Source organism: Shewanella oncorhynchi (assembly GCF_030848765.1).
Taxonomy (GTDB): domain Bacteria; phylum Pseudomonadota; class Gammaproteobacteria; order Enterobacterales; family Shewanellaceae; genus Shewanella; species Shewanella oncorhynchi.
This window is the reverse complement of sequence record NZ_CP132914.1, coordinates 4,294,272-4,320,842: the sequence shown is the minus strand read 5'-3', so window position 1 is coordinate 4,320,842 and position 26,571 is coordinate 4,294,272. Positions and strand designations below refer to the sequence as shown.

The window sequence follows — 26,571 nt, the reverse complement described above, 5'->3', positions numbered from 1 at the left end:
AAAATCCAACTGGTTAATCGAGTAAATAGCCGAGTTTATAGCTAAGTGTGGGGATAGAATCCTCGGTGAAGAGCAGTAGCAAATCGCATTGAATATTATGATCTTCAATCCGATAGTTGATCTCCATTGCCAAAGTTCGGTGCCATTTCTCTGAATTATCATGGATCAGATCGTTAACCGTGCAGTGCCGTCCCAGCACGACAGGGTGAGCCTGACTAAATTTCATATCGAGCTGTTCAGAAATGCCGTTAAGGAAAGCGCCTATCAGTACGTTTCCAGTATCAATTAGGACTTCTATCTCAGTATTTTTGTCTTCTGGATTAGCTAATCCCATCAACTTGGCCATGTCTTTAAAGCTGGAATCATGGAACAAAAGCAGGGCTTCTCCCGCAATACCCGCACCGATAAAACCTTGGCAGAGCGCTGATACAGTTGAGCTTTCTTCCGTGGCTTTGAGCGCCATGGTTAACTCACTGACTTCAAGCACGTTCACATTAGGGATAGGTAGTAACACGAATACATCGAGTAACTTAGCTAACAGATCGGCGGCGCGTCCCATGGCAACGTTGGCTATTTCTTGGCAAGCGTCGCGCATGTCGACTTTGATCATCGGGACTTCGTCGGTGAGATCTTTCTGCGTCAGCGTTAAGATGCCGTAATCTTGTAAAATGTTGCTGATGGCATCGGCGCTCACCGGTTTTTGAATAAAATCTAACGCACCCAAGGCTTTAACCCGCTCGTGAGCTTTGATTTGAATATCGCCGGATACCACAATAATCAGCGCGGGTAAGTCCTGTTGCTGCACTGTTTGCAGTACTTCATAACCGTCCATTACAGGCATGTTGAGATCGAGAAACACCACTTCGCCTTTTCCAGCGCGGATGGCATCAAGGCCTTCGGCACCATTGGTCGCATAAGTTATTTCCACATCCCACTCTTTGGGGAGTGTGCGGGCCATTTGCTTACGTGCCATGGCGGAATCGTCACAGATGAGTACAGATATTGACATGCTGACTAGTGATCCTTATTTGCCCATTTATTGAAGATAACACTTATTTTTTAGGTCTGACTGACGAATTGCGTTCTTCGGGCAAGTCTGATTAATATCTTTTATATGTAACTTATAGATATCATTGATAAATTTATATTTTCTGATGGCATTAAAATTTGAATCATTGTTGAATCATTGTTGAATCAAATCATGCTGAATCTTAAATCGAACTGGCTAATGTTTAGTAAATAACAAGGATATAGTGACTAAAAAAGGACTATAGAATCCATATATGGCTGCCCAATCATCCTTCGCTGCAGGTAGCATTGCGATACTGGTGTCGATTTTTAGCAGTTAAATAGCTAGCGGTTAAATACGCTTAATTATTGAGCTTGCTAAGGCTATCTAATCGAAAAATACATTAGGATTACTGCACGTAGTGATGACAGCCTAACATAAGTTGCCTTCAATCCATGATGGAATTGGCAATATTTTGACTTAAGTCAAAAAACAGGCTCATGTTATATCTTTTAGTGAATTATGCCAAACGTGTTAACATTTATTCTGGACTGACCAGTAACGGAATATTTCATGAGTGGCCAAAGTGTACAAGTTAAAATCGATGATGGCATCGCCTACGTGTTGCTTAATCGTCCTGAAAAAATGAATGCTATTAACTATTTAATGTTTAGTGAGCTTGACTGCGCGATTAAAAGTATTAAATCCAATCGTGCGGTGCGAGCCGTGATCCTCTCGGGAGCGGGTGGGCATTTTAGTTCAGGGCTTGATGTCAAAAGCGTGATGTCGGCACCGATGCATGCAGTTAAGTTACTGTTTAAGGGTTTACCGGGGAATGCGAATTTGGCACAGCGGGTGTCACTAGGTTGGCAAACCTTGCCTGTGCCAGTGATTGCTGTGCTTGAGGGCTGTTGCTATGGCGGCGGTATGCAGATCGCTTTAGGCGCAGATCTGCGTATTGCTAGCCACGACAGTAAGTTATCTATCATGGAAGCCAAATGGGGACTCGTGCCAGATATGGCGGGTTTAGTCGCATTAAGGCAAATTATGCCTAAGGATCAAGCCATGTTACTTAGCCTGACGGCAAAAGTGCTTGAGAGTCATGAAGCGCTGGCCTTAGGACTCGTGACACAAGTGAGTGAGACGCCCATGGAAGCCGCTGAGCAATTGGCGCGGCAACTGATGCAAACCTCACCGGATGCTGCTGCGGCCATCAAACTTAGCATTAATCGCAGTTGGACTGCTTCTATCCGTAGTCTGCTGTGCCGCGAGTCTATTAGTCAGATTCGGTTATTGTTAGGCAAAAATAGCAAGATAGCGGCGACGCGTCAGCTGAAAGATCCGCAGAAACCCTATCGGGATCGACAATCGGGTTGGTAATGCTATTTTGTCTGAATTAGCTTGAATCGCCGTTTTTACTGCGCGCCGCTCATTCGGGCAGAAAAGCCTTTAATCGCATTTAAGCAATTCTGCCATGCGCTCTCGTTATCTAAATTGAGCGCTAGGGTAGTTTGGCGATAGTTAGGGCTTTCTAAGGTCACCGCGAGTTTTTTGCGATTGTCGGCTGTTTCTAATGAGGCTGGGTGACCGTCTGGCGATTGAATATCTAAAATGGGCAGCGTGAGTTTTGCCAGTTGTTCTGCGAGTGCTTGATTACGCTGTTCGTCTTCTCGATAGGGATTGATGACAATCAGCACATCGGGATCGGCAATCTTCTTCTGGCTTAATAGGCTAATCAATAATCCTGCACTTTGGTCGGCGGTGATCAAAATACGTTTTCCTGCATAATCTGCACCGACGGCATCTAACTGCGACATGCTTTTGACGAGAAAATCTTCCTGCTCTTGCTGGTGCTTGCTGTTATCTTCGGGCTTGATTTTAGGGCTTGGTTTGTTGGACGGTGAGCTTAATTGCGCGGCGCCAGGCGAGGTCACTTCAGTAGCGGCGGTAGCAAAGTTAGCTGCGGGCATTTCAGTTGGCGGAGTTAAACTTAAGCTGGCCCAACCGGCAGGATTGATATTGCGGCGTACAAACGCCATCAATCCAGGCGCGTCTGCGGTACCATTGGTGGCGGGCAGGATTATCGCCGCACCAAGTTTCTTTTTACCTTCCCATGGTCGCACTAACAAATCGTAGGGCTGATTATCAATCGTGATTTGTTTAATTTCATTTGTGGGTAGATAGCTGTGATTCGACTTTTTGGCACTGATTTCGGCTGGCGCGGATGTTGGCGGAGTTGTTGTCGTGTCTGCCGCGTAGGTAGCGATGGTTGTGATGCCGAGAATGAGGCAAAAGAGGAGTGAAAGAATGCGCGGCATAGAATTGATAACCACCTGTGTAGTCTCATAAATTCATCAGTGTTTGAGTATAACCTGAACAATTACCAAAAAGTGAATTTTCCTCGCCAAAGAATTGCACCTGTCATTTAGTATAAAAAGTCACTTGTAATAAAAGGCCACTTTGAATCGAAAGCCACAGGGCATAAAAAAGCCCAACGCTGAGGCTGGGCTAATTGATGGAAACCTGCTGTTCCGCTTGGATCTATACGTGGCTGACGAGCACCATACGGATCGCATCGAGTTGTAACTGGCTGGCATCTAGATAAGTGTTTAACTCTTGCATCTGATTGCGCAGGTATTCCAATTCTTCCTCACGGATATTGGGGTTCACCGCCTTGAGTGACTCTAAACGATCAAGCTCTGCGCTCAGTTGCTGAGTCATTTTCTCTCTGGCTTGGGCGACCATTTCATCGACAACCACTTGAGCATATTCTTCACCCTTAGCAAATAGTGGATGCAAAATAGGCTGAGATGCCGTGACTAACTTGCCGCCAATGTGACGATTCACCGCGCTTAATTGCTTATCGAAACTGGCGTAATCCACTTTAGCCGATAGGTCGTTACCGTTTTTATCCAGCAACACACGAATGGGGGTAGGCGGTAAATAACGGTACAACTGGCTCGACTTAGGTGCAGAAGCATCGGCCATGTAGATGAGTTCTAAGAATAAGGTGCCTGCTGGCAGGGCTTTATTCTTTAGAATTGCGACGCTGGTGGTGCCAGTTTCAGAACCTGTGATCAGATCTAGCCCCGTTTGCACCAGCGGATGCTCTTGGGTGATCAGCGCAATATCATCGCGTGATAACGCTGTGTCACGATCAAAGGTCACTGTTACGCCATCTTCTGGCAAGCCAGGATAAGTTGGGAACATCATGTGCTCACTCGGTCGCAGAATAATCGAGTTTTCACCCTTATCTTCTTGATCAACACCGATAATATCCCACAGACGGATCACTGAGCCGATTAAATGAGTATCACCGTCACTTTGGGCAAGGCGGTTGACGATTGCCAGTGCCTTCTCGCCGCCGTGTGAGTTGATTTCCAGCAGCTTATCGCGGCCTTGCTCCATGGCGTGCTTGAGTTCTTTATAACGGCTCTGGGTGTGATTGAGCAGGTTTGTCAGCTCATCGCTGTCATCACCCACAAGCACGTTTAGCAGATCTTCGGCAAATTCACTGTAAAGCACATGACCACTCGGACAAGTGAGTTCAAAGGCATTTAGCCCTTGGTGATACCACTGCATCAAACGTTCTTGGGCAGTATCTTCAAGGTATGGCAAGTGAATTTGGATATCATTTTTCTGGCCGATACGGTCTAAACGACCGATTCGCTGTTCCAATAGATCGGGGTTTAGCGGCAGATCGAACAGCACTAAGTGGCTGGCAAACTGGAAGTTACGACCTTCAGAACCAATTTCAGAACAGATCAGCGCCTGTGCGCCGCCTTCCTCTTGGGCAAAGTAAGCGCCGGCTTTATCGCGCTCGATAATCGACATGCCTTCGTGGAATACCGTCGCTTGAATCCCTTCGCGAGTGCGCAGGGCTTCTTCTAAGCTCAGTGCCGTTTCCGCTTGGCTGGCGATGATCAGCACTTTTTTGCTGCGGTGGGATTTTAAGAACTCAATTAACCAATCCACACGGGGATCGAACTTCCACCAACTGGCGCTGTTATCTTCAAATTCTTGATACAGTTTTTCAGGGCTCAGGGCTTGCGCCGCTTTCGCCTCTAATGACTTGTGTCCGCCCATCATGCCGCTGACGCGTGCTGCAGTTTGATATTGATCTGGCATGGCGTGTGGGTAAGCGTTAAAGAAACGCTTAGGAAAGCCTTTTACTGAGGCGCGACTGTTACGGTATAACACGCGGCCAGTACCGTGACGGTCGAGTAATTCTTGCAGTAATTCGCTGCGGGCGGCCTGTTGTACTTCGGCATCAATACCGTCGGCTTGGATTAAACGAATACTTGGGCTGATGTCTTTCTCGCCCAGTAATTCGGTCAAGCTGTTGATGGCGGCATCGGGTAATTTAGCGTTGCCAGCCAAGGCTTCGGCGGCAATGGCGACGTCTTTATAACTGTCTTCTTCAGCTAAGAAAGCATCGTAATCGTAGAAACGATTCGGATCGAGCAGACGCAAACGGGCGAAGTGACTTTCATGGCCAAGTTGATCCGGCGTTGCGGTTAACAGCAAAACGCCTGGGATGACTTCGCTTAATGCTTCAACCACTTGATAGGCGCGGCTTGGCGCTTCTTCGGTCCATTCTAAGTGGTGCGCTTCGTCAACGACTAACAGATCCCAATCGGCATCTAGGGCTTGATCAAGACGTTTTTTCTTACGCAGTAATTCGAGTGAACAAATCACTAACTGTTCTGTGTAGAAAGGATTGTCATGATCGGCATAGGCTTCCACACAACGGTCTTCATCGAATACCGAAAAGCGCAGATTAAAGCGGCGCAGCATTTCCACTAACCACTGATGGCGCAGAGTATCGGGCACGATAATCAGAATGCGTTCGGCGCGGCCGGTCAGCAGTTGTTGGTGAATAATCAGACCTGCTTCAATGGTTTTACCTAAACCCACTTCATCGGCTAACAGTACACGCGGTGCATAGCGACGGCCGACTTCATGGGCAATCCACATTTGATGTGGAATAAGTCCAACACGTGGACCTTGCAGACCCAGCAAATCCGATGAGGCCAGTTTGTGGCGCAACATTTGGCATTGATAACGCACACCAAAACGGTCGAGGCGATCGATTTGGCCAGCAAATAAACGGTCTTGGGGTTTGTTGAAACGAATATTGTGGTTCAGCAGGGTTTCACGCAGTGTCGCTTGCTCGCCTGTCTCACTGTGAATGCCGTGATAGATCACTATCCCGTCTTTCTCGGTCAATTCACTGACCGCAAGGCTCCAGCCTTCATGGCTTTCAACCGAATCGCCGGGATTGTATATAACGCGTGTCAGAGGGGCTTCTGCTCGGGAGAACATGCGGTTCTCACCCGTGGCAGGGAATAATACAGTGACCATACGGCCTTCTACTTGAACCACAGTTCCTAAACCAAGCTCTGACTCGGTATCACTTATCCAACGTTGACCTAAGGCGAACGGCATCTTAAATTCTCATTTCTAGGCGGACTCTAACAAAGGGCGCGTATGTTATACCAATACTCGTGATATTTAAATCGCCCTCTCACCCGTTAGAGCCTAATTCCCAGAGTGCTAGATTACAAATTGTACAAGCGACAAAATTGTCGAGCCAGTACATGAAATTGTCACGCTAATGTCACATCCGCGGTTATACACTGCTTCGAGTCTGTAAGGTAAACAATGGTTGCTGTATTGTTATCTTGTGAGTTTGGTGCCAATATCAACTTAAGGTTTAAGTGCGAGTAAAGTGCTATCAACTTGAACCTTATGATCATTCTTTGCCATATGCTTAGCCAGTAATAGGAGCCGTGTAACTTTTATTGAGACTCAAAAGTGTGTTTAAACTTTAATGAAGCACTCTGGAGGCGCCATGGAACAAGACGACAGAAAGTTGTTTGTACTGGATACCAATGTGTTACTACATGAACCTTTGGCGATCTATTCGTTTAAAGAGCACGATGTGGTCATTCCGATGACAGTGCTAGAAGAGTTGGACCAGATTAAAGATCGAAAGAGTGATGTGAGTCGTGATGCTAGGGTTGCTATCAGGGCATTGGAAGATACCCTAGGTGGTGAAACTACCCCTGAGCAGATTATCAATGGCGTCCCTTTACCCAGCCGAGAGGGTCATGCCGATGCCGTCGGTTCGCTCTCAATTTTCCCTGATCACCTTGTCGATTTTACCTTAGGCGCACTGCCAGGAGATGGAAACGACAATCGCATTATCAATACCGCGCTACATCTACAAAACCTACATCATCCCCGTACCGTTGTCTTAGTCACCAAAGATATCAATATGCGCCTTAAAGCCAAAGGTGCGGGTATTCAATTGGTTGAAGATTATCGAACTGACCAGTTGATCGATGATATCCGCTTCCTCAGTAAAGGCTTTTACCAGTTCGAAGGTAATTTTTGGGAGCACTTGAACAAGGTTTCCACCGAGCGCCACGGTAGACATACAGTGCATGAAGTACCGCTCAAAGACCTCGAAAATGATAATTTTTATATTAACCAATATCTTATAGACACAGAGTCTGATTTTTGCGGTCGTGTTATCGAGCGCACAGACACCCATTTACATATTTTAGATTTAGGCCGTGAGCGGGTGAAAAACCTCGAGGCATGGGGTGTTAAACCTAAAAACGTCTATCAAGGCATGGCATTGCAGGCGCTGCTCGATCCCGATATCGATCTGGTGATCTTAACTGGCCCAGCGGGTTGCGGTAAAACCTTGCTCGCCATGGCTGCAGCGTTGGAACTGGTGGTCGAGCGTAATCGCTACGATAAAGTGATTGTCACCCGTAACACCCCTGAAATCGCCGAATCTATCGGCTTCTTGCCCGGCACGGAAGAGGAGAAGATGATGCCGTGGCTGGCCGCGATTACTGATACGCTCGAAGTACTGCATAAGAATGATGTGAATCCCACGGGCAGCATGAACTACATCATGGAGAAGGCTAACATTCAGTTTAAGTCGATAAACTTTATGCGCGGGCGGTCGATCCAAAACTCCATAGTGCTATTAGATGAATGCCAAAACCTCACTGCCTCGCAGATCAAAACCATGATCACCCGTATGGGCGAAGGCACAAAATTGATTTGTTGCGGTAACTTAGCGCAAATTGACTCTAACTACTTAACTGCTGTTACCTCAGGTTTAACCTATATTGTCGAACGTTTTAAGGACTTTGAAGGCAGTGCCAACGTGTATCTGAATGGCGTGGTGCGTTCACGCTTAGCGGAATACGCTGAAGAGCATCTGTAAAGCAGGTCAGTTTAATTTAGGGTAATGACTAAGGCCTCAGATATGGAGGCCTTAATTTTGTGGAGTAGTAGATTTTTAATCGACTTATCAGTGGTATGAGTAGGCTTTATCTGACAATTATTTTATGTGATTGGCAGTTCCTTCCTGCTACTATATGGAGCTCATAGTTTTTGCCGCCGTAGGCTGAAATTAAGCGCTGCAATCAAGGGTAGTGGATGAAATCGAGTGAGCCGGATCTCCAACTAAAATCGCCGATCCAGAAGAACTACAACCGTGCCGTTTTTTATACGTACATCGGCGTTATCGTCATGTCTTTGTTGACCGCATGGATGTTTTTCGACCGCCAAAAAGCACAGCAGATGGAACAGCGTGAAGAGCAGGTTCAGCGCCATGTATTGCAAATCGATTTGCTACTTGAGTCGAGCATTAGAGCGGTAAAAAGCTTACGCAACGTTGCTGTGGATCATTTACGTTTGGGCGAACTCGTACGTAAAGAACGCTTACCCCAATACGGTAAATTCAACGAAAGCGGCCAGTATTTTACCTTAGAACCTAGCTACGCCCAGAGCGGTGAGCCTTTTACCAACATGGGTAGGATTACTGGTGCGGGTTCCCTCGACGGCCGCGACGACAAGTTCTATCAAGAGCTTGAGATGTTGTTTGAGCTGTCACTGTCATTTCCCGTCGCCAAAGAAGCCGCCCCGAAAGCCTCGGCGATTTATTACCTGTCGAAACGTAGGATCATGTCCTACTTCCCTTGGTCGAATGACGATCAACGTTTTAGGGACGAATTACTCAACAAGAAACAGTTCCAATACGCCACCCCAGCAATGAACCCGCAGCGCAGTGTATTTTGGAGTGAAGCCTATGTTGACTCCACGGGCAAAGGCTTATTGACCACTTTAGGTGTGCCCATTTATTTGGATGATGAGTTCATTGGCTCAATCAACTTAGACATGACGCTTGCCTCGTTAGCGCGGCAAATTCGGGTTTACTTTAAGATGCCGGGCACAGTGATTTTGCTCGACCAACAGAACAATATTTTATCCCACAGCGATTTTGATAGCTCAGATATCAATCGGGTCTATCACATCAGCCAACGTATTCCCTCTGAGCTGCATTCTTTACCTGAGTCGGAATTGTTCGATGCCCACGATGGCATCATTCGTAACGGCTATTACATTCACTCGGTTGCCCTGCATAACGCGCCTTGGCGTTTACTGTATTTGCAGGATGAAGACGACCTATTCCAAGACTCGTGGGAAAAACTGCAGCTGACCTTTATTTTAGTGGTTATCGCCCTGTCGGTGTTGGTGACCATAGTGCATTGGCAGACGCGTCGATCTTTTGTGAGTCCAGCCTCGCGACTACTGTCGCACCTTGAAGGTTGCTCCCAAGAGCCGCGTAAGCCACCGGAGAAGATCACTCGCGGCTGGGAACCTTGGTTCTTGCTGGTGAGTCGGATTTTTGAGGAAAATAAACAATATACCCACCATCTGGCTGAGCAGAATAAGCGGCTCGATAAGCTAGTGGCACGGCGTACCGAGCGCTTAAAAGACACCACAGAGCGGCGTGAGCGTGAATATGCGCTACTGCGATCCCTGCTTGACTCGATTCCCGAAGCGATTGTCTTTAAAGATAAAGAAGGCAACTATTTAGGTTGTAACAAGGCGGCTGAACGCATGCTGGGTTACACAGAGAGCGAGATGATAGGTTTATCATCTGAGGATCTGACCTCGCCTGAAATGGGCATTCGTATCCGCGCCGAAGACGAACAAGTCTTAAAAGATCGCACGCCGCTGCGTTACCAAGAAAAGGTCGAGCTTGCGGGCAAACCTGTGCTGCTCGATACCCTTAAGCTGCCTTTCTACAATCGCCGCGGCGAACTGCAGGGATTGATTGCCGTGTGGCGTGATGTGACGCGGGAATACGAATCCGCCGAACAATTACGCCTGTCCGAAGAGCGTTATCACTTAGCCATGGATGCGGTGGAAGATGGCCTGTGGGACTGGTATTTAGACTCTGAACAGATCATTTGTAACCCAGCCTATTATTCTATGTTGGGTTATAAAACCAATGAATTCCCAGCTTTAGTATCGACGATTGATGAATTATCCCACCCCGACGATCGTATTCGTGTCGAGGAATACCGTGCTCAGTATCTTGCTGATCCCGTCGGTGCTTTCGAAATTGAATTCCGTATGTTAGGTAAAAATGGCGGCTATCACTGGGTGTTATCCCGTGGCCGTGTGGTGGAGTTCACCGCCGAAGGTCAGCCCAAACGTATGCTTGGTACCCATAAGGATATTACCCGCCATAAGAGTAACGAAGTGGCGTTGCTTGAAGCCAAGCAAGACGCCGAACTCGCTAACCTCTACAAGAGTGAATTCTTGGCCAACATGAGCCATGAGATCCGCACACCGATGAATGCCATTATCGGTATGTTGCAGTTGGCACAGCGCACTTCGTTAACGGCGCAGCAGAAAGATTACCTCGAAAAAGCCGGTTTCTCGGCGCAATCGCTGCTGAGGATCATCAATGATATTCTCGACTTCTCTAAAATTGAGGCGGGTAAGTTGGAGCTTGAGCGGGTGCCGTTCCCGCTGGATAAAGTGCTCGATCACGCTCTGGATCTCAATGCGCTTAAGGCACAGGAACAGGGCGTTGAGTTACTCTTATATGCCCCTGTGACGGCAGGACTCATTCTTAAGGGCGATCCGCTACGTTTAGGCCAAGTGCTGATTAACCTGCTATCGAATGCGGTGAAATTTACCCAATCTGGCGAGATTGAGCTCGGCTGTGAAGATGTCGGCGAGCGGGATCATCGGATTACCTTGAAGTTCTGGGTGCGCGATACGGGTATCGGCATAGGTAAAGATCAACAGGATAAGTTGTTTGATGCCTTCGCCCAAGCTGACGGTTCGACCACTCGTAAATACGGTGGCACTGGCTTAGGTTTGTCGATCAGTAAGCATCTGGTGTCTATGATGGGCGGCAAGATGCAAGTGCAGAGTGAGCTTGGGGTAGGTAGTACCTTTAGCTTTACCATCAGTTTTGAAATTGCCGAAGCCGCTAAGATTGAACCTTTGGTCGTGCCGGAAAAACTCAATAGTTTACGCACCTTAGTCGTTGACGATAACCCGACGGCACTGCAAATTTATTCGACCTTGATGCGAGATTTCCACTTCGACGTCGATACTGCCGCCAGTGGCGCCGAAGCGCTTTACAAACTGTCGCGGGCACCAATCGATCTGTTATTACTCGACTGGATGATGCCAGAAATGGACGGCAGCGATGTGGTCAGCGCCATAGACACTATGGTTGCCGAGGGCCGCTTAGCGAAACGGCCTGTGATTATCATGATGACGGCCTATGCGGCAGAGCCCTTGCAGCATGAAGTCGATAGTGCCAATGTGTTTGCCGTACTACAAAAACCGTTTAAGGCATCGAGTCTGTTCGATGAGATCATTGCCGCCTTTGCCGATGAACCGAGATTGAATGTGGTTCAGCCTATGGTTGAAGTTCAAGTTGAGGAAGGAGAGCACACAGGTTTAGTGCTGCTGGTGGAGGATAACTTTATTAACCAGCAAGTGGCCACCGAACTCCTTAAGAGCGCTGGCTACGAAGTGGTGCTGGCCGACAATGGTCAAGTGGCGCTGGATACCATCGACTCGCGGCCGTTTGATGCCGTGTTGATGGATATTCAAATGCCAGTGATGGACGGGTTAACGGCCGCAAGGGCATTGCGTGAGCGTTTTAGTGCCGATGAACTGCCTATCATTGCCATGACAGCCCATGCAATGTCGGGCGACAGGGAAAAGAGTTTAGCGGCGGGGATGAATGCCCACATCACTAAACCCATAGTGCTCAACGAATTATTTGAAACATTAAATCACTGGATCAAACACAAGAACCAGCATCAGAATCGTTAATTTATTTGCTCGGGGCCAGTGATGGCCTCGCGTTATTTACTTTAAATCAATCGCTTGAGATAAGCAGTCATCCAAGATGCCAATGACTTATAAGGTAAATAACGCAGCCAGCCGAATCAGGAGGAAAGATGAAACCCCAAAGTGTAGCCTTAGCCTTATTTATAGCGCTGTTAGGATTTCCCACCGTTACGGTCGCGGCAGCCGCGCCTAGCGCCAAGATCATTAAGCAGGGCCAAGAGGCGAAAGGGTTTCTTAATCTCTATTACGAGGAGTCTGAGGGAGAGTTATATCTTGAGGTCAATCGTTTAAATCAACCTTTTATCTTAGTTACTAGCCTGCCACAGGGCGCAGGATCAAACGACATTGGTCTCGATCGCGGCCAACTGGGTCAGACCCGTATGGTGCAGTTTGAGCGCCAAGGTCCCTATGTTTTACTCAAGCAACTCAATACTCAATATCGTGCGAATACCTCTGATGCCGCCGAGCAAAGAGCGGTTGAAGAAGCCTTTGCCGATTCTGTGTTATGGCAAGGCAAAGTGATTGAGGGCAAGCCAGATTTGGTAGCGATTAACGATCTGGTGCTCAATGATTTACACGGCGTGTCTTCCGTATTGCAACAAACAGAGCAGGGCAATTATCAGCTCGATTTGAGCCGTTCTGTCATCTTACCCAAAGGGATTAAATCCTTTGAGAAAAACGCCGATGTGGATGTGCAACTGACGTTCAAAGGCGATGTTGCTGGCGCGCAGGTCGCACAGGTAACACCCGATGGCACCTTAATGTCGGTGCGGATGCGTTATTCTTTTGTTGAGCTTCCCGATGCGGATTACCAGCCGCGGGCTTATCATCCTATGAGCGGTTATTTGTCCGATGAGTATCGCGATTATGCCATGCCCTTTGACCAACCTTTAGTGCAGCGTTTTATCCTGCGCCACCGTTTACAGAAAGTGCATCCAGGCCCAGCGCCAAGCGAAGTCGTTAAACCTATTACTTATTATCTCGATCCTGGTGTGCCAGAATCTATACGATCGGCGTTGCTCGATGGCGCGCGCTGGTGGGAGACGGCTTTTACTCGGGCGGGATTTATCAACGGCTTTAAAGTTGAGTTATTACCTGTAGATGCCGATCCGCAGGATATTCGCTACAACATGATCCAATGGGTGCACAGGGCGACGCGGGGTTGGTCCTATGGCGCCGCACTGACCGATCCTCGCACAGGTGAAATCATTAAGGGTCAAGTCACGCTCGGCAGTTTGCGTGTGCGTCAGGATTACTTGATTGCTAAAGGCTTAACCGCAGGCTGGCAGGATAGAGTGGCTGCCGAGAAAGCGGCGACAGCCTTGTCGCTCGCGCGTATTCGCCAACTGGCCGCCCATGAAGTCGGCCATACCTTAGGGCTCGATCATAACTTTGCTGCTTCGACTAATCAGGATGCCTCTGTGATGGATTATCCCCATCCGAAAATCCAGCTAAAGGGCAATGATATTGATATTTCAGCACCTTACACTACAGGTGTTGGCCCTTGGGATGATTTTACTATCGTCTATGGCTATAGCGAACAAGGCGATGCCCGTACCCAACAAGCACTGCAAGTCGACTTGCTGGCCGATGTGGCGAAACGTGGCTTACGTTATATCGGTGAGGCTGATTCTCGCCAAAAGGATGCGAGTCAGGCCTATGCCAGTTTGTGGGATAGTGGTGACGATCCGATCGACCAGCTTGGTAAGTTAGATAAAATTCGCACTAAGGCGATTGCGGGATTCTCCAGTGCGGCCTTGTTACCCAATGAGCCACTGGGCGAGCTAGCCGATGCCTTTGCGCCAATTTATTTGCTGACGCGTTATCAAATCGATGCGGTCGCGAAGTTTATTGGTGGCACTGACTATAACTATCAATCTATCGGTGAAGGCAGCCGCTGGAGCTATATTGCGCCGCAGTTGCAGTTAACGGGCTTAGACGCGCTACTTAACACGCTCGATGCGGCGAGTTTAACTGTGCCGCAAACCTTGCTCGACAGTTTAGTGCCAAAGGCGGGGAATTATCATGTCACGCGGGAATCCTTCGATTCAGGTCTAGGTGCTATTAACGATCCTCTTGGTATGGCTGAAGTGTTTAGCCGTCATACCGTAAGCTTGCTATTGATGCCTAAACGCTTGAATCGTGTCAGCCAAGCATCCATGGCCGATAGTGAGCAGTTATCGGTGACGACATTATTGGATAAGTTATTCGCGGCGACCTTGTATCAAGAGGATAAGCTCGCGCTAGTCGAAGGCGTGTGGATGCGAGTGAACGCTGTGGTGATTGATGAAGTGCTGGCAACGCTGCATGATCCTCAAACCTCACCAGAGGTGAGGGCAGCGATCAACGATCGCGCTCAGTTTGTGATTAAGCAATTGAAAGCGAAGTCGAATCGAGCGAATGTGAGTCTTGCGGCGCACTATACTTGGTTGCAACAGGGTCTGGCTGCGGGTTTGACCGATGCTAAGGTTAAGCTTATTCCTAAGCCGTTAACCCTACCGCCGGGATCACCGATTTAATCCGATGAACATAGGCGCCATTAGGCGCCTATTTCTTTTGGATTTTTCGGATAAAAGTGATCGGCTTTACGCTCTAGATGAGTAAAGCGGCGGGTGTTTTTGTAGGGCAGTTTCATAAAGCCCGATACGCCGTGACCTTGTATTTTTCCGACATGGTGCAAGATGCGATCGAGGCTCGCGCGAAACGCTGCTTGCTTACGTGGATTGAGCAGCTTCAAGTAACTGTGAATTTTTAAGTGATTCGGCAGCGCCTCAAAAATGATGCAGCCTGTGTGGTGAATTTGGTTGATGCGGGCTAATTCTTCCATGATTTCATGGGGTAATTCGAGGTTCTCATCGGGATCTTTACCGTCTTCAAAATAAGAATGTAAGCGCGACTTATCTTCTAAGGTGGGTACGTCACCGACTTCGAAGGGCAACTGCAGTGCGGCACTGGCGACAAAAGGCTCGCTGGTGTCAGCTCGTTCGATATGCAGTGTGTCTTTGGCGTTAAAGAAACAGGCCTTAAACACCCCTATCCGTTTAATTCCCCGTGCTAAGTCCACCATATTGTTGACCGCTATGATCAAGGCACTTTTTTGTTTTGCATCGTAAATCGCAAGATTGGAGTCGATAAACACGCCGGTTTCCTGCCAATGAATAGCCAGACCACCCACGATCGGATATTGCGCTAAACGACCCACTGCGGCGATAAAGCCTTTTTCGGTATCGCCCATGCCTGCGAGGAAGTTGCGGTAATATTTTTCGAGCTGAATATCATCCATCTTAGCGATGGGATCTTGGGCGTTGTGCTCCTTTAAAAAGGATTTGCGCGAACTGTAGCTGACGGTTTCAACATCTTTGTCGCGGGATTGTACCCAAACAGGAATTTCACCCTGTAAATCAGCTTTGGGCAGTTCAGGTAAATGTAATCTGTGGCTGTGGCGCATACTTTTTAAAAAGTAATCGCCGGCAATGTTGCGCTGCTGCGGATCAGTGCTGAGCATGCCCTCTAAGGTACGGGCTAATTCTATCGGTAAGCCAATGCTGGTGGGCGAGATCACCTGTGCACCGAAGCGACTTGCTTGCCCAGAGGCGAGGGCATACAGAGTCGCGGCAACTCCTTGCTCGTCAAAGCGCGGGCTGGAGAGTGCTCCATTGAGTTGCTCTTCGCCGATAAAGTACACATCACCCATGCGGGCGTTGGTATGTTGTTGATCGCTAGACATTAACGCCATCACATTGTCTTCGACGGGTTTGTTATGTTCATCCCGCTGCGCAAATACCGCTGAGCCCCAATCGATTAACGATAAGTGTTGTTGTTCAATATCGTAAACCAGATTCGAAGGTTTGATATCGCCGTGCACTAAAGGCTTGCCCGTGCGCAGGTAATACAAGATATCGGCGAGTTGGCGGGCGATGCTCATGACCATAGCGGTCGGTAGGGCGCCCATGCGGCGGCAAAGTTGGTCGAGATCTTCCCCTTTTGCCCGTTCCATCACGAGTATTCCCTGCTTACCTACTCGCTCAAATTTGATCGCCCCTGGCACATTAGGGTGCTTGAGTAAGGAGAGCATAAAGGCTTCTTCTTCGAGCCGATCTTGAATATGTTGCGGCAAATTAATCCGTGAAAACTTAAACACATGGGCATCGCCCGCTTGATTGATACCCGCAAACACGAAACCGTAGGCGCCTTTACCGACCAATTCGATATCGGTATAACCTAACTTGCTCAGCTGTTGTTTACAGAGGCGGATCCATGCCTTGTGTTTACGGGCATCATTGGCTTTGAGCAAGTAAATGGATTGCTCTTCAGAAATATAAAAATGCTGCAGCTGCGGTGTTTGCAAATTGTGCTCCTTGTTTTGTTCATTTAACCAGTAAGCGGGGGAGATAATCAAATAGCGGGTGGCTTTATTTTAGTATTTTGAATGGCATTGATGATCAGCGTCAGGCGCGGCTTACCTATACGATCATTTCGTCACTGACTTTGACTTACATCAAATTAAATCCTCGCGACTATAGGTAATCTTTGGGGCATTAGATGGAATCAATTTTTGTTAATTAACCCACAGACAAAGTGCAGCTAAGGAGGGCGTATGCCCACCCAATATAAAGCCTTGTTGATCGAACTTTTGGAATATCCGCGTAAGCGTATTTTACAGTCAATGGAAGTGACCCATTGCCCGCATGCGGTATTTTTTAATGATAGAGACGAGCAATGTTTAACGTGTCATCAGGGCATGGAATGCATCTGGATGAACCAGAATGACGAGCTGGTGGCCGTGAACGAAAAATCGATTGCCGAGTTAAAACAGCAGTTGTTGATCGCCGTGGACTTTATCGACTCATCTTTAAGTCCACATCATTTATCACGCCGTCAATGCCAATGCGATAACTGTGTTTGGCTGCGTAAAGTGCAAGCCACGTTAGATCAGTAAGTGAGTCTTTACATTGCTGAGTTTGCCGAATGGCAGGAGGCTTTGCATCTACTTTAAAATGTCATTAGAGTAAGGACAATATTAGCGAATAGAGATAAACCCATGGAACCCGGTTTTTGGCATGAAAAGTGGCAGCAGCAACAGATAGGTTTTCATCAGCAAGACATCAATCCTTTCCTCGTTAAGTATTGGCAGCAGCTTGCATTACCCGCAGATACCAAGGTTTTTGTGCCCTTATGTGGTAAGTCGCTAGACATGTGTTTCCTCGCAGAACAGGGGCATCAGGTCATAGGGTGTGAGTTGAATGAATTGGCTGTACAGCAATTTTTTAGCGATAACCAACTCGAGATGACGAAAACGGCCGTGGGTGAACACCAGCATCATCAAACCGAACAGATCAGCTTGTATCAAGGCGATATTTTCACCCTACCTAAGACTATCACCCAAGCGGTGACGGCTTTTTACGATCGCGCCGCGTTGATCGCTTGGCCAGAGAGCATGCGTGCACAATATGCCAAGCAGTTAGCGAGCTTATTACCTAGCGGTAGTGTCGGTTTATTAGTGACTTTAGATTATCCGCAAGAATCCCTTATCGGCCCGCCTTTTGCTGTATCCCCTACTTGGGTAGAGCAGCATCTGAGTGAGGATTTTGATATTGAAGTATTAGCGTCGCAAGATGTGTTGGCCGAGAATCCACGTTTTATTAAGAAAGCAGTGCCTTGGCTTAATGAAGCGGCCTATTTGTTGAAACGTAAGTAGGCTTGACTCGGAAGTTGGATCTGTAACCCTATTGAATTATTCGCGGCTTTCGAGCTTGGAGTTCAGTGGGGCTTGTCATTAAAACATCATATCTAAAGATTAGGCTGGCAAGGCTATTTAAAGGTGAATTGACAGATAGAAGACTTTGTTGCCGCTGGATTTTGGGACTAAGTTTGCTTGAGTCAGCGTGGTTTTAACTTGTCGGAACTTTGTTCGTGAGTGAGTTACCCTTTACCATGCTATTCGCGATGAACTCTATGCGACTTCGTAATAATTAGGCTCAAGCTCTAGTTGATTTTGAATGATCTGCACTGCCATTCTGGCGCATTTACCACATTGATCGGCAACACCTAAGCGCTTTTTTACGTCAGCAAGCGAGCTATCGCCCTGGCTTACTGCGTTTTTAATTTGCGTATCAGTGATCGCATGGCAAAGACAAACGTACATATATTAGTCTCCAATCGAATTGCGCTAATTCTAAATGAAAACGCTTATCAAATGCAATCATGTTTTTGGGTGATTTTCATACTTTAACGTTTTTGTTACATGGCGCACGTTTTATCGTCTATGCTAGGTGTGTTTTAGCACTAAAAAGCTAGGCAGTTTTAGAAGTAGGTTTAGGAATACAGAGTCAGGGTGATGATGCCTCACGGATGGATAACTCATGGATGAATAACGAAGAATTAATCAAAGATCCATAAGGTTTCATGAGAACTAATCTACCAGTTACACAGCGAGAATATGATTATCCAGCGGATTGGATTTTATTGTCGACCACGGATACTCAAAGTCATATCACTTACGCCAATCAATCTTTCTGTACCGTTGCCGGTTACGACCTCGATGCCATGCTAGGCAAGCCCCACAACATGGTGCGTCATCCAGATATGCCTCCGCAAGCGTTTGAAGATCTGTGGCGATGCATCAAAAAAGGCGAGCCTTGGAAAGGGATAGTAAAAAACCGCTGCGCCAATGGCGATCACTATTGGGTCGATGCCTATGTCTCACCGATTTCAGTTAATGGCAAAGTCGTCGAGTTTCAATCAGTACGCACTAAACCCACACGCGATCAGGTTAAGCGTGCAGAAATAGCCTATGCGGAGTTGAACAAAAAGGGCAGCGTCAGCGCGTTAAAACGTACCTTGGATATGCCAGTTAAATTGCTGTTACTCGCATTGGTTGCCATGCTACCCATGCTTTACCTTGCTCTGCAAATTGGCTTAATGGGCTTTATTGCCCTAGCGATAAGTGTCCTAGTATTGCTGGTGGGCGGTAATCTGGTGCTGAATCGCTATTACGCGATAGTGGCTAAGGCAAAGCATATCTACGATAATCCGCTGATGGCTCATATCTATAGTGGTAACTGTGACGATCTTGGCGCGATTAATTTAGCACTGCAAATGCAGAATTCAGAGCTTAAGTCGATTCTTGGGCGTGCATCGGATTCCTGTTATAACGTGTCAGAACAGGCCAAAATATCTGCCGCTAAGGGCAAACAAATCCAGAGTACCAGTCAGGCTCAACTATCTGAAATAGAACAAGTTGCTACAGCGATGCAGGAAATGACCGCCACATTAGGCGATATGTCCTCCAATTGTGCCGATGCGGCGAGTGCCACGCAAATGGCATCCGCTGAAACCATCAATGGTGATAAAACGGTGTCGAGTACTATTCGCTCGATTCAAGCGATGGCGGAGCAACTGCAACAAACGTCAAAAGTTATTACTGAGTTAGAAGCCCATAGTAAAGATATTGGCACTGTGCTCGATGTGATTCAGAGTATTGCGGGGCAGACGAATTTACTGGCATTGAATGCCGCGATTGAAGCGGCTAGAGCGGGTGAGCAAGGTCGTGGCTTCGCTGTCGTTGCTGACGAAGTACGGGCGCTGGCACAACGTACTCACGATGCCACAAAAGAAATCCACAGTATGATTAATCTGTTGCAGCAGGGGACGAATAAAGCTGTTATCAGTATGCAGCAAGGAGTGGTTGCCGCTTCCGAATGTATTTCAACGGCGGATTTAGCGGGTACGGCATTACGTACGATTCGTGAGGCCATTTCGACCATTACCGATATGACACACCATATTGCCAGCGCGGTTGAAGAGCAATCGAGTGTGGCAAATGAGATGAATCGCAGCGTGGTGAATGTGTCGCAATTTACCCATTCTAGTCATCAACTCGGCAGTGAAATGGTCGGCTTGAATGACGAAGTGACCCGCGAGATGGATTCTCACTCTGTATTAGTCGAGCAATTCTTAAAGCGCAGCTTTAGGATTTAACTGCCTAAAATTTAAAATAAAAAAAGGCAATAGTCTGACTATTGCCTTTTCTTTTTCTGATTTCTAACTCAATTTCTGCTCTCTGAATCAATTCCTGATCGTTAACTCAATAGCCTTTACTAAAGTCGACTCTATTCTGCAGTGGTTCACCCATGATGTAGCGGCGATAGTTTTGGCTAAAGATATCGACGATTTGTGCAGGATGGCTTGGCGCCGAAATATGCGGCGTGATCACGGCATTTTCCCGTTCCCAAATAAGATGGCTATTGGGCAAAGGTTCCTGAGCAAATACATCGAGGATCGCTTGCTGACTAGGATTAGCGATAAGTTGGATATTGAGTGCATCGAGATCGAGTGCATCACCGCGGCCAACATTAAACAGCACTGCATCAGTTTTTAACATGGCTAACATGTCAGCATTGAGAAGATTGTACGTTGCAGGAGTGCTTGGCAGTAGATTTGCAACCACATCGGCCTGTGTCAACACTTGGCCTAAATTGGACATAGCTTCTATGATATCAAAACCTTCTACGGCATTACCGCTGCTATTGATACCAGTAACATGCATGCCAAAGTGTTTTGCCGTCTTCGCTAAATGCTGGGCTATTGACCCTGTGCCAAGCAAGAGCAATCGCATGCCCTGTAAACTTGAGTGGCGCTGCTGGGGTTGAATCAGCCACTGTTTTTGTCCTTGTTGCTGGCGATAAAAACGATGGCCGCGGATATGCGCGAGTAAATAGCCGAATAGATACTCGCTCATCAGCGGGCCGAAAATGCCTTTAATATTGGTGAGTTGATAGTCTTTTCTGCCCCTTGGACTCATCAGGGCATCTATGCCAGCAAAGCTTGATTGTAACCATTGCAGATTTTTAGCATGGGGCAATAGGGGCGCGGCAAGTTTAGGTTCGGCTAACCAAATATCTGCATCAATTATGCCCGTAGGATTATCGTCGAGTAACGTTAAATCTGGGAGACTCTGCGCTTCAATCAAGTCGCGGTACTGTTGATTTGCCTTTGTTAGCAAGAGTAACTTGTGCCCCATGGCGTCTCCCTTTATGCTTGGTTATTGTTATTTTTCAATACGCTGTCGCGGCCACTCAGATGGATTGCGCTGCATCTTTTTAGGTTAAGTCTATGTTTGATCAATTAGTCGCCATTATTGCCCAGTTAGGTAATATGCTTCGCCCTTGGGCCTTCGATATTGCTACCGCTATGGTGGTGTGTCTTATTTTGGTTTTTTCAGCGGATGTAAATCGTATCTTAAGGCGTCATTTGTTGGGGCATTCTTTTGTGCTGCGAACATTTGTTTTTATTATTGTGAATGCCTTTGGCTATGGCCTATTAATCGTGAAAGCCACGCCTTGGGTGGCAAGACACATAGTGGCTATGCCATCCCATTGGATGTTTCTGTTAATTGTGGCCATGTTTATTTTTATCGGTTATTGGGCTCAGCGAAATAGCCAAGCTTAATATCGTTATTATTTTTGCCGCTACTCAAAGTAGCCAGAGTAATTGGCCATTGCCTTTTGAGTTAAGGCTTGCATGGCGCGATCGGGGTAATTGCTGAACACACCATCGACGCCCATCTGCTTAAGTGCATGAATATCGTCGCTATGATCGACAGTATAAACATAAACCTTAGCGCCTCTGTTGTGGGCGTCATCTACTAGCGCTTGGCTGATAAAACTCACATCTAAATGCAATGAATAGGCATTTAGGTCGCTTACTACCGCAGCCCCTTCGAGTGGAATACTGGCAAGCAGTGGTGCGACTAAAGCATCTGGCAACGCCTGTTTAAGTTCATACAGATAGGGGTGATTAAAAGAAGAGATCAGTAACTGCTCCTTATTAAAACCAAGCTGACTCATAGCCTTTGGATATAAGTCGATTAACGGCGTGACGGTATTAATGCCTTTTAACTCTATATTGACTATGCAGCGCCCCGCAATCAGCTCAAGTACTTGCCATAGCGTCGGAATGGATTCACCTTTCACATTGATGCTTGCTAGATAATCCTTGCTCACTAAGTGAATGACGCCCGTGCCCGAGCTTTTATTATCGAGTCGTCTGTCGTGAAACACGACTAACTCACCTTCGACATTATGTACATCGAGTTCGACGGCTTGTACACCCAATTCTAACGCTTTAGCCATGGCGGCTAAGGTATTTTCGGCCTGATAACCGCTGGCGCCGCGGTGAGCAAAAATAAGCATGGTCTGCGATCCTATTAGCTTCTAATAATGCCTTGTTGCTCGCGATTTTGACCATTCTTAATATGGATTTCCATCTGCGGGTAGGCGAGTTCGAGATTGTTTTCTTTGAGTTTTTTAGTCACTCGTTTATGTAAATCATGGCGCAGTGGCCAGCGTGCCGACATATCTTTCGCATAGGCGCGCACTTCATAATCTTGGGTATGCTTACCAAAGCCGGCAAACCAGACTTCAGGTTCTGGGCTGGCAAGTGCATCTTCACACTCTTGCACCGCTTGATACAGGGTCGCTTCAACTTTGGCAGGGTCTGAATCCCGCGCCACCGACACATAAACAATGACCCGAGTAATAGGATCTGACAAGGACCAGTTGATCAGCTGCTCTGTGATAAAGGCCTTGTTCGGGATGATAATTTCCTTTCTATCCCAGTCAATAATGGTGGTCGCCCGAATTTGGATTTTACTGACAGTCCCTGTTAAATCACGAATTGTCACCGTGTCGCCAATCCGCACGGGTTTCTCAAACAAAATGATCAAACCTGAGATAAAGTTGGCGAAAATTTCTTGCAAACCAAAACCTAAACCGAGAGACAGTGCGGCAATCAGCCATTGCAACTTAGACCATTCCATCCCGAGATTAGAGAAGCCGATTAATAGGCCAAGGAAAACCACCAGATAACGGCTGACGGTTGTGATCGCAAAACCCGTTCCGGGCGAGAGATCAAGCCTTTGCAGGATCATTAGCTCAAGTAGGCCGGGTAAATTGGTGGCAATCATTAACGAGAAACCTACTACTATCAGTCCAAACATCAGTGATTTCATGGTAATAGGCAATTGTTGCTCTAAGCCATTTACACTGGTATTGGTCGTCCACAGCGTAATGCCATCGAGGAAGGAAAACAGCGCCGTATGGGTTTGAGTCCACAGACCAATCAAACTGGCTAAAAAGGCCAATAACAAGAGTGAACGCACTAGGCCAAGGGATTGGCTCGAAATGGTTTCGAGATCGACTACGGGTTCTTCGTAGGTATCGAGTCCATCGACGGAAGGGTGATGCGTTTCGCCTTTTTCCCTTTGTGCTAAGCGTTCGGCACGTTTTGCCTTAGCGCGATCGAAGGCGATACGGCGGCGTTCGATTAACATCCACCGTTTGATCAATTGGTATAAGAGCAAGAAACCCAGACCCAGCACGATAGATAATTGCAGTTGTAACAGCATTTGGAAAGCGGTGAAGTAGTAACCCCTAAAGGCTAACACTGCGCTTAAAAGCGGCACAGAAATCAGCAAGGTCCAGAGTATTTTCTGAATGAGTTTTTTGTTTTTACCGTCTTTTTTTGCATCTGAGTTTTTACGGCTCAGGATTAAAATATCTTTGTATAACAAGAATAAAACGATACAGAAAATAATGAATGCGCCGCGGCCTATGCTATTACGCACCAGTGATGTGTCGAGTACTTCGGTAAAGCCCATCAGACCCAATAATGGGCTAGCAATCAGCACAAAGTGTCTGAGCCGTGATTGTCCCGCTTGAATGAGTTTTGAGGGGCGTTTGAAATGGCCCACGAGTACGCCTTTGTCGAGCGTCAGAATAAAGATAAAGCGATATAAGAGATACACTAAACCAATCGCCAGTATGCCCATACCCACAGCCTGCACAAAATTGCGATCGGAATGATAGAAAATCAATCCCGCCATGATCACTGGGAAAGGTTTTATCAACGCATAGCTGATACTGCAGGCGAGCGCTTTGAGAGTGTAAATGAATTTATCTTGGGTCACATTGCCCACATAAGTGGTGTAATGATTTAGCAAGCGATTGAATTTAGGCGTGATCAAGTCTTGTACGACTAAACACAGTACCAGCAATATGATCCACCAAGACCAATAATCGTTTTGTTCATCCCAGGCTTTTCCCAGTTCATCCCACTGTGCTTGTTGCACAAGCCAAACCGTGCTGCGCTCAAGATCCGTAAGCCATAACTTACTGATACTTGCAGCGTTAGGCACCCAGAATAAATGTTCGTTAAGGGTATTTTTGAGGGTGAGATTCTGTTGGCTCAGTTGTTGGTAATTGACCTTCAGCTTGCCTAATTCACTTAAGTATTGGTCATAGCTTTGCATCAACTGCGAGATCAAACTCTGTTGCGAGTGTAAGAGCTTAATCTGCTGCTCATTGTATAAGCCGGGTTGTTCTAATTCTTGCTCATTGAGGGCTTGTTGCTGCTCTAAATGGTATCTGTCTAAGCGCGCATCGGCGATCAGCGTTTGCAGTTTTTCGTGATTCGGTGGTTTAGGCAGTGATTGCAACATCTGCAAAAAGCGCTCACCAAAGGCGGAGTTCATTTTGACCCAAGTGATCTGCTCTTGGATGTTTGCCAGTTGTTTAGCTTGGGATTGATATTGGGTTTCTGCCTGTTCCTGCTGTTCGACCACATTATTGATCTGCAAAGTTAACGTTTGCAGCTTTTGGCCGTAAATCTGGTTAGTGTCGGCAATATTACGGGTGATAGGATCGATGACTTTTTCGGTATTAACTAAGTTTTTGGCTAGGGTGGCATCCGTTTGTTGCTGACGTTGTTTATTGATTGCCTTGTTGATGGTTTCGATCAAGGCTTCTTGCTGCACCAGTTGTTGGCGGACTAGCTGTAATTGTAATTGCGTCAGTTCAATGCGTTTTTGGCTGCTGGCAAGTTCTGCTTCATCGGTGGCAAGGCTTTGTTCAAAGAAGAGTCGTTGAGTTTGCTGTAACTCTCCCGTAGGGGTATCTAGCGGGGCGAGTTCTGCTTTTTTGTTTTGGGCGACAGTTTGCCTCGCGCTGGCGATAACTGTAGGTAAGTCATTGTGACGTAGTAATAAATCGTTAACTTGTCGGCCAAGGGTGGATTCGCTTTCTTTAAGTTCAGACAAGCGAATATAGGCCATGGAAGCCTGCTGGCTGAGGTCAGTACCTTTTTCCAGAGATAAAGGCTTATAGGCATCTTTCAGTGCTTGGTTAGTGCGCTTCTTATGTTGCTCAAAATCAATCTGCGCTTGTTGGAAACTGGCTGCGTTGGCGGCTAGTTTTTCTATGTTAATTTTTAGTTCGTTAATTTGTTCGTCAATGCTGAGATTTTGTTGCTGATCTTGCTTGTTCATGCCAAGACGTTTGTCCAACTGCAAAGGCGAATTGGCAAGTGCGGAAAATGTGAAAAAAGCAATAATGAACAATAAAATACGTGGCATATAGGCTAAAGACATTTAGGGGCGAAAGACGCTCCATATTAGCCAAATTGCGTTGAGATTGGTATGTTTCAGGCGTTCTTTTTTCGCCGCTGTGATTGGTGCGATTGATGGGTTTCGAAGATGGCGGTAGCGACTATGATAGTGCCACCAATTAGGGTGTTGAGATTGAGCTCTTCACCTAAAATGATCAGCGCTAACATGGCGCCATAAAAGGGTTGTAAGCAAGAGACTAGGCCGACAGTCTTGGCGCTCAGTTGCCTAAGGGCCGAGGTAAATAAGGCGTGGGGTGCGGCGGTAAAGACGACGCCGAGTAAAATAATTAATCCCCACACTTCTAATGAGATACTGCCCAGTTCCGTTTGGTGCCACGGCATCAGGAACATCACAGCGACCAAAGTTTGATAGAACATGGCATGGGGGCCGCTGTACTGGGAAAAGTAGCGTTTGTGCAATAAGTTACGGGTGGTGAACAAGATGGCGGACACTATGCCGATGGCAATCCCTAGCGTAGTGTCGTTACCTAAATTGGCTTCAGGGATCAGTAATATCACCCCAATCAGCACTAACACACCACTGAGCATATCGTGTAATTTTATCTTATTACCTGTCAGTAACGGCTCGGCAATCACTGTCATCACCGGATAGGTGAAAAATGCAATCATGCCAATGGCGACCGACGATAATTGCATGGCCGCAAAATAAGTCACCCAATGCAGGCTGACGATAACCCCAAGCCCGATGGCGACTAGATAATCTTGTTTGCTTGCCAGCGTTAGCCGTTTACGGCTGAATTTGACTAGCAAACCTAACACTGTGGCAGCGACGATACAGCGCAGAAAGGTGATGTCGAGGGCGCTGAGCGGGATTAATTTAGAAAACAAAGCTGTGCCGCCAAATAGCAGCACAGCCAGATGCAATTCAATTAATCCCGAAGGTTTAGCAGAACTCAAGA

Annotated in this window: 17 protein-coding genes; 8 read left to right on the top strand and 9 right to left on the bottom strand. The window is 47.1% G+C overall.

The annotated features are described in order from the left end of the window. Nucleotides 1–13 precede the first annotated feature (13 nt). A complete protein-coding gene (locus RA178_RS19160; protein ID WP_028759518.1) occupies nucleotides 14–1,009 on the bottom strand; it encodes a response regulator in 996 nt (331 codons plus the stop codon). A gap of 573 nt (nucleotides 1,010–1,582) precedes the next feature. Here RA178_RS19160 and RA178_RS19155 point away from each other — a divergent pair. After that, nucleotides 1,583–2,389: a crotonase/enoyl-CoA hydratase family protein gene (locus tag RA178_RS19155; RefSeq protein WP_173247591.1), complete on the top strand. Its 807-nt coding sequence runs from the start codon at nucleotides 1,583–1,585 to the stop codon at nucleotides 2,387–2,389. A gap of 35 nt (nucleotides 2,390–2,424) precedes the next feature. Here RA178_RS19155 and RA178_RS19150 read toward each other — a convergent pair whose 3' ends face one another. Together RA178_RS19150 and rapA are read right to left on the bottom strand one after the other, a co-directional pair. After that, on the bottom strand, nucleotides 2,425–3,327 hold the full coding sequence (locus tag RA178_RS19150) for a DUF3530 family protein (RefSeq protein ID WP_173496260.1): 903 nt from the start codon (nucleotides 3,325–3,327) through the stop codon (nucleotides 2,425–2,427). A 223-nt stretch (nucleotides 3,328–3,550) separates the two neighbouring features. Further along, nucleotides 3,551–6,457 (bottom strand): RNA polymerase-associated protein RapA, encoded by a 2,907-nt coding sequence (gene rapA / locus RA178_RS19145; RefSeq protein ID WP_306683368.1) that lies wholly within the window; start codon nucleotides 6,455–6,457, stop codon nucleotides 3,551–3,553. A 406-nt stretch (nucleotides 6,458–6,863) separates the two neighbouring features. Here rapA and RA178_RS19140 point away from each other — a divergent pair, with 406 nt between their 5' ends. The 3 genes from RA178_RS19140 (at nucleotide 6,864) to RA178_RS19130 (ending at nucleotide 14,727) form a co-directional block, all read left to right on the top strand. Continuing rightward, entirely contained in the window at nucleotides 6,864–8,258 is a 1,395-nt protein-coding gene (locus RA178_RS19140) for a PhoH family protein (protein WP_105250289.1), read from the top strand. A gap of 215 nt (nucleotides 8,259–8,473) precedes the next feature. After that, nucleotides 8,474–12,190 carry a response regulator gene (locus RA178_RS19135; RefSeq protein ID WP_173496262.1) on the top strand — a complete coding sequence of 1,239 codons (3,717 nt, stop codon included), beginning with the start codon at nucleotides 8,474–8,476 and terminating at the stop codon, nucleotides 12,188–12,190. Nucleotides 12,191–12,318: 128 nt separating this feature from the next. Beyond that, on the top strand, nucleotides 12,319–14,727 hold the full coding sequence (locus RA178_RS19130; RefSeq protein ID WP_306683365.1) for a zinc-dependent metalloprotease: 2,409 nt from the start codon (nucleotides 12,319–12,321) through the stop codon (nucleotides 14,725–14,727). 20 nt (nucleotides 14,728–14,747) lie between these two features. Here the strand turns inward: RA178_RS19130 and RA178_RS19125 are convergent, their stop codons facing one another. Further along, a complete protein-coding gene (locus tag RA178_RS19125; RefSeq protein ID WP_105250286.1) occupies nucleotides 14,748–16,556 on the bottom strand; it encodes a protein kinase domain-containing protein in 1,809 nt (602 codons plus the stop codon). Between the two features lie 249 nt (nucleotides 16,557–16,805). Here RA178_RS19125 and RA178_RS19120 point away from each other — a divergent pair, with 249 nt between their 5' ends. Together RA178_RS19120 and RA178_RS19115 are read left to right on the top strand one after the other, a co-directional pair. Next, the gene (locus tag RA178_RS19120; protein ID WP_105250285.1) at nucleotides 16,806–17,147 is read left to right on the top strand and encodes a hypothetical protein; all 342 of its coding nucleotides are present in this window, start codon (nucleotides 16,806–16,808) and stop codon (nucleotides 17,145–17,147) included. Nucleotides 17,148–17,249: 102 nt separating this feature from the next. Further along, nucleotides 17,250–17,906: a thiopurine S-methyltransferase gene (locus tag RA178_RS19115; protein WP_306683364.1), complete on the top strand. Its 657-nt coding sequence runs from the start codon at nucleotides 17,250–17,252 to the stop codon at nucleotides 17,904–17,906. A 255-nt stretch (nucleotides 17,907–18,161) separates the two neighbouring features. On the opposite strand, the gene RA178_RS19110 is transcribed toward RA178_RS19115, so the two are convergent. Beyond that, a complete protein-coding gene (locus tag RA178_RS19110; RefSeq protein ID WP_076498521.1) occupies nucleotides 18,162–18,353 on the bottom strand; it encodes a bacterioferritin-associated ferredoxin in 192 nt (63 codons plus the stop codon). Between the two features lie 260 nt (nucleotides 18,354–18,613). Between RA178_RS19110 and RA178_RS19105 the strand changes: the two genes are divergently transcribed. Further along, the gene (locus RA178_RS19105) at nucleotides 18,614–20,188 is read left to right on the top strand and encodes a methyl-accepting chemotaxis protein (RefSeq protein WP_306683361.1); all 1,575 of its coding nucleotides are present in this window, start codon (nucleotides 18,614–18,616) and stop codon (nucleotides 20,186–20,188) included. A gap of 106 nt (nucleotides 20,189–20,294) precedes the next feature. Here RA178_RS19105 and RA178_RS19100 read toward each other — a convergent pair whose 3' ends face one another. Then, entirely contained in the window at nucleotides 20,295–21,230 is a 936-nt protein-coding gene (locus RA178_RS19100; RefSeq protein ID WP_306683359.1) for a D-2-hydroxyacid dehydrogenase, read from the bottom strand. Between the two features lie 92 nt (nucleotides 21,231–21,322). Between RA178_RS19100 and RA178_RS19095 the strand changes: the two genes are divergently transcribed. Continuing rightward, on the top strand, nucleotides 21,323–21,658 hold the full coding sequence (locus RA178_RS19095; protein ID WP_113939153.1) for a DUF3392 domain-containing protein: 336 nt from the start codon (nucleotides 21,323–21,325) through the stop codon (nucleotides 21,656–21,658). Between the two features lie 20 nt (nucleotides 21,659–21,678). Here the strand turns inward: RA178_RS19095 and RA178_RS19090 are convergent, their stop codons facing one another. The 3 genes from RA178_RS19090 to RA178_RS19080 all read right to left on the bottom strand — a co-directional run bounded on the left by RA178_RS19090 (nucleotide 21,679) and on the right by RA178_RS19080 (nucleotide 26,569). Then, the gene (locus tag RA178_RS19090; RefSeq protein WP_306683357.1) at nucleotides 21,679–22,401 is read right to left on the bottom strand and encodes a glycerophosphodiester phosphodiesterase; all 723 of its coding nucleotides are present in this window, start codon (nucleotides 22,399–22,401) and stop codon (nucleotides 21,679–21,681) included. A gap of 14 nt (nucleotides 22,402–22,415) precedes the next feature. Beyond that, nucleotides 22,416–25,619 carry a mechanosensitive ion channel domain-containing protein gene (locus RA178_RS19085; RefSeq protein WP_306685428.1) on the bottom strand — a complete coding sequence of 1,068 codons (3,204 nt, stop codon included), beginning with the start codon at nucleotides 25,617–25,619 and terminating at the stop codon, nucleotides 22,416–22,418. Nucleotides 25,620–25,687: 68 nt separating this feature from the next. Next, complete coding sequence (locus RA178_RS19080) at nucleotides 25,688–26,569, bottom strand: DMT family transporter (RefSeq protein ID WP_306683356.1); 882 nt, start codon at nucleotides 26,567–26,569, stop codon at nucleotides 25,688–25,690. Nucleotides 26,570–26,571: the final 2 nt, after the last annotated feature.

Bases quoted from the DNA above. Each gene is read 5' to 3' on its own strand.
- RA178_RS19160 (WP_028759518.1), bottom strand. From the start codon at position 1,009: ATGTCAATATCTGTACTCATCTGTGACGATTCCGCCATGGCACGTAAG.
- RA178_RS19155 (WP_173247591.1), top strand. From the start codon at position 1,583: ATGAGTGGCCAAAGTGTACAAGTTAAAATCGATGATGGCATCGCCTAC.
- RA178_RS19150 (WP_173496260.1), bottom strand. From the start codon at position 3,327: ATGCCGCGCATTCTTTCACTCCTCTTTTGCCTCATTCTCGGCATCACA.
- rapA (WP_306683368.1), bottom strand. From the start codon at position 6,457: ATGCCGTTCGCCTTAGGTCAACGTTGGATAAGTGATACCGAGTCAGAG.
- RA178_RS19140 (WP_105250289.1), top strand. From the start codon at position 6,864: ATGGAACAAGACGACAGAAAGTTGTTTGTACTGGATACCAATGTGTTA.
- RA178_RS19135 (WP_173496262.1), top strand. From the start codon at position 8,474: ATGAAATCGAGTGAGCCGGATCTCCAACTAAAATCGCCGATCCAGAAG.
- RA178_RS19130 (WP_306683365.1), top strand. From the start codon at position 12,319: ATGAAACCCCAAAGTGTAGCCTTAGCCTTATTTATAGCGCTGTTAGGA.
- RA178_RS19120 (WP_105250285.1), top strand. From the start codon at position 16,806: ATGCCCACCCAATATAAAGCCTTGTTGATCGAACTTTTGGAATATCCG.
- RA178_RS19115 (WP_306683364.1), top strand. From the start codon at position 17,250: ATGGAACCCGGTTTTTGGCATGAAAAGTGGCAGCAGCAACAGATAGGT.
- RA178_RS19110 (WP_076498521.1), bottom strand. From the start codon at position 18,353: ATGTACGTTTGTCTTTGCCATGCGATCACTGATACGCAAATTAAAAAC.
- RA178_RS19105 (WP_306683361.1), top strand. From the start codon at position 18,614: ATGAGAACTAATCTACCAGTTACACAGCGAGAATATGATTATCCAGCG.
- RA178_RS19100 (WP_306683359.1), bottom strand. From the start codon at position 21,230: ATGGGGCACAAGTTACTCTTGCTAACAAAGGCAAATCAACAGTACCGC.
- RA178_RS19095 (WP_113939153.1), top strand. From the start codon at position 21,323: ATGTTTGATCAATTAGTCGCCATTATTGCCCAGTTAGGTAATATGCTT.
- RA178_RS19090 (WP_306683357.1), bottom strand. From the start codon at position 22,401: ATGCTTATTTTTGCTCACCGCGGCGCCAGCGGTTATCAGGCCGAAAAT.
- RA178_RS19085 (WP_306685428.1), bottom strand. From the start codon at position 25,619: ATGCCACGTATTTTATTGTTCATTATTGCTTTTTTCACATTTTCCGCA.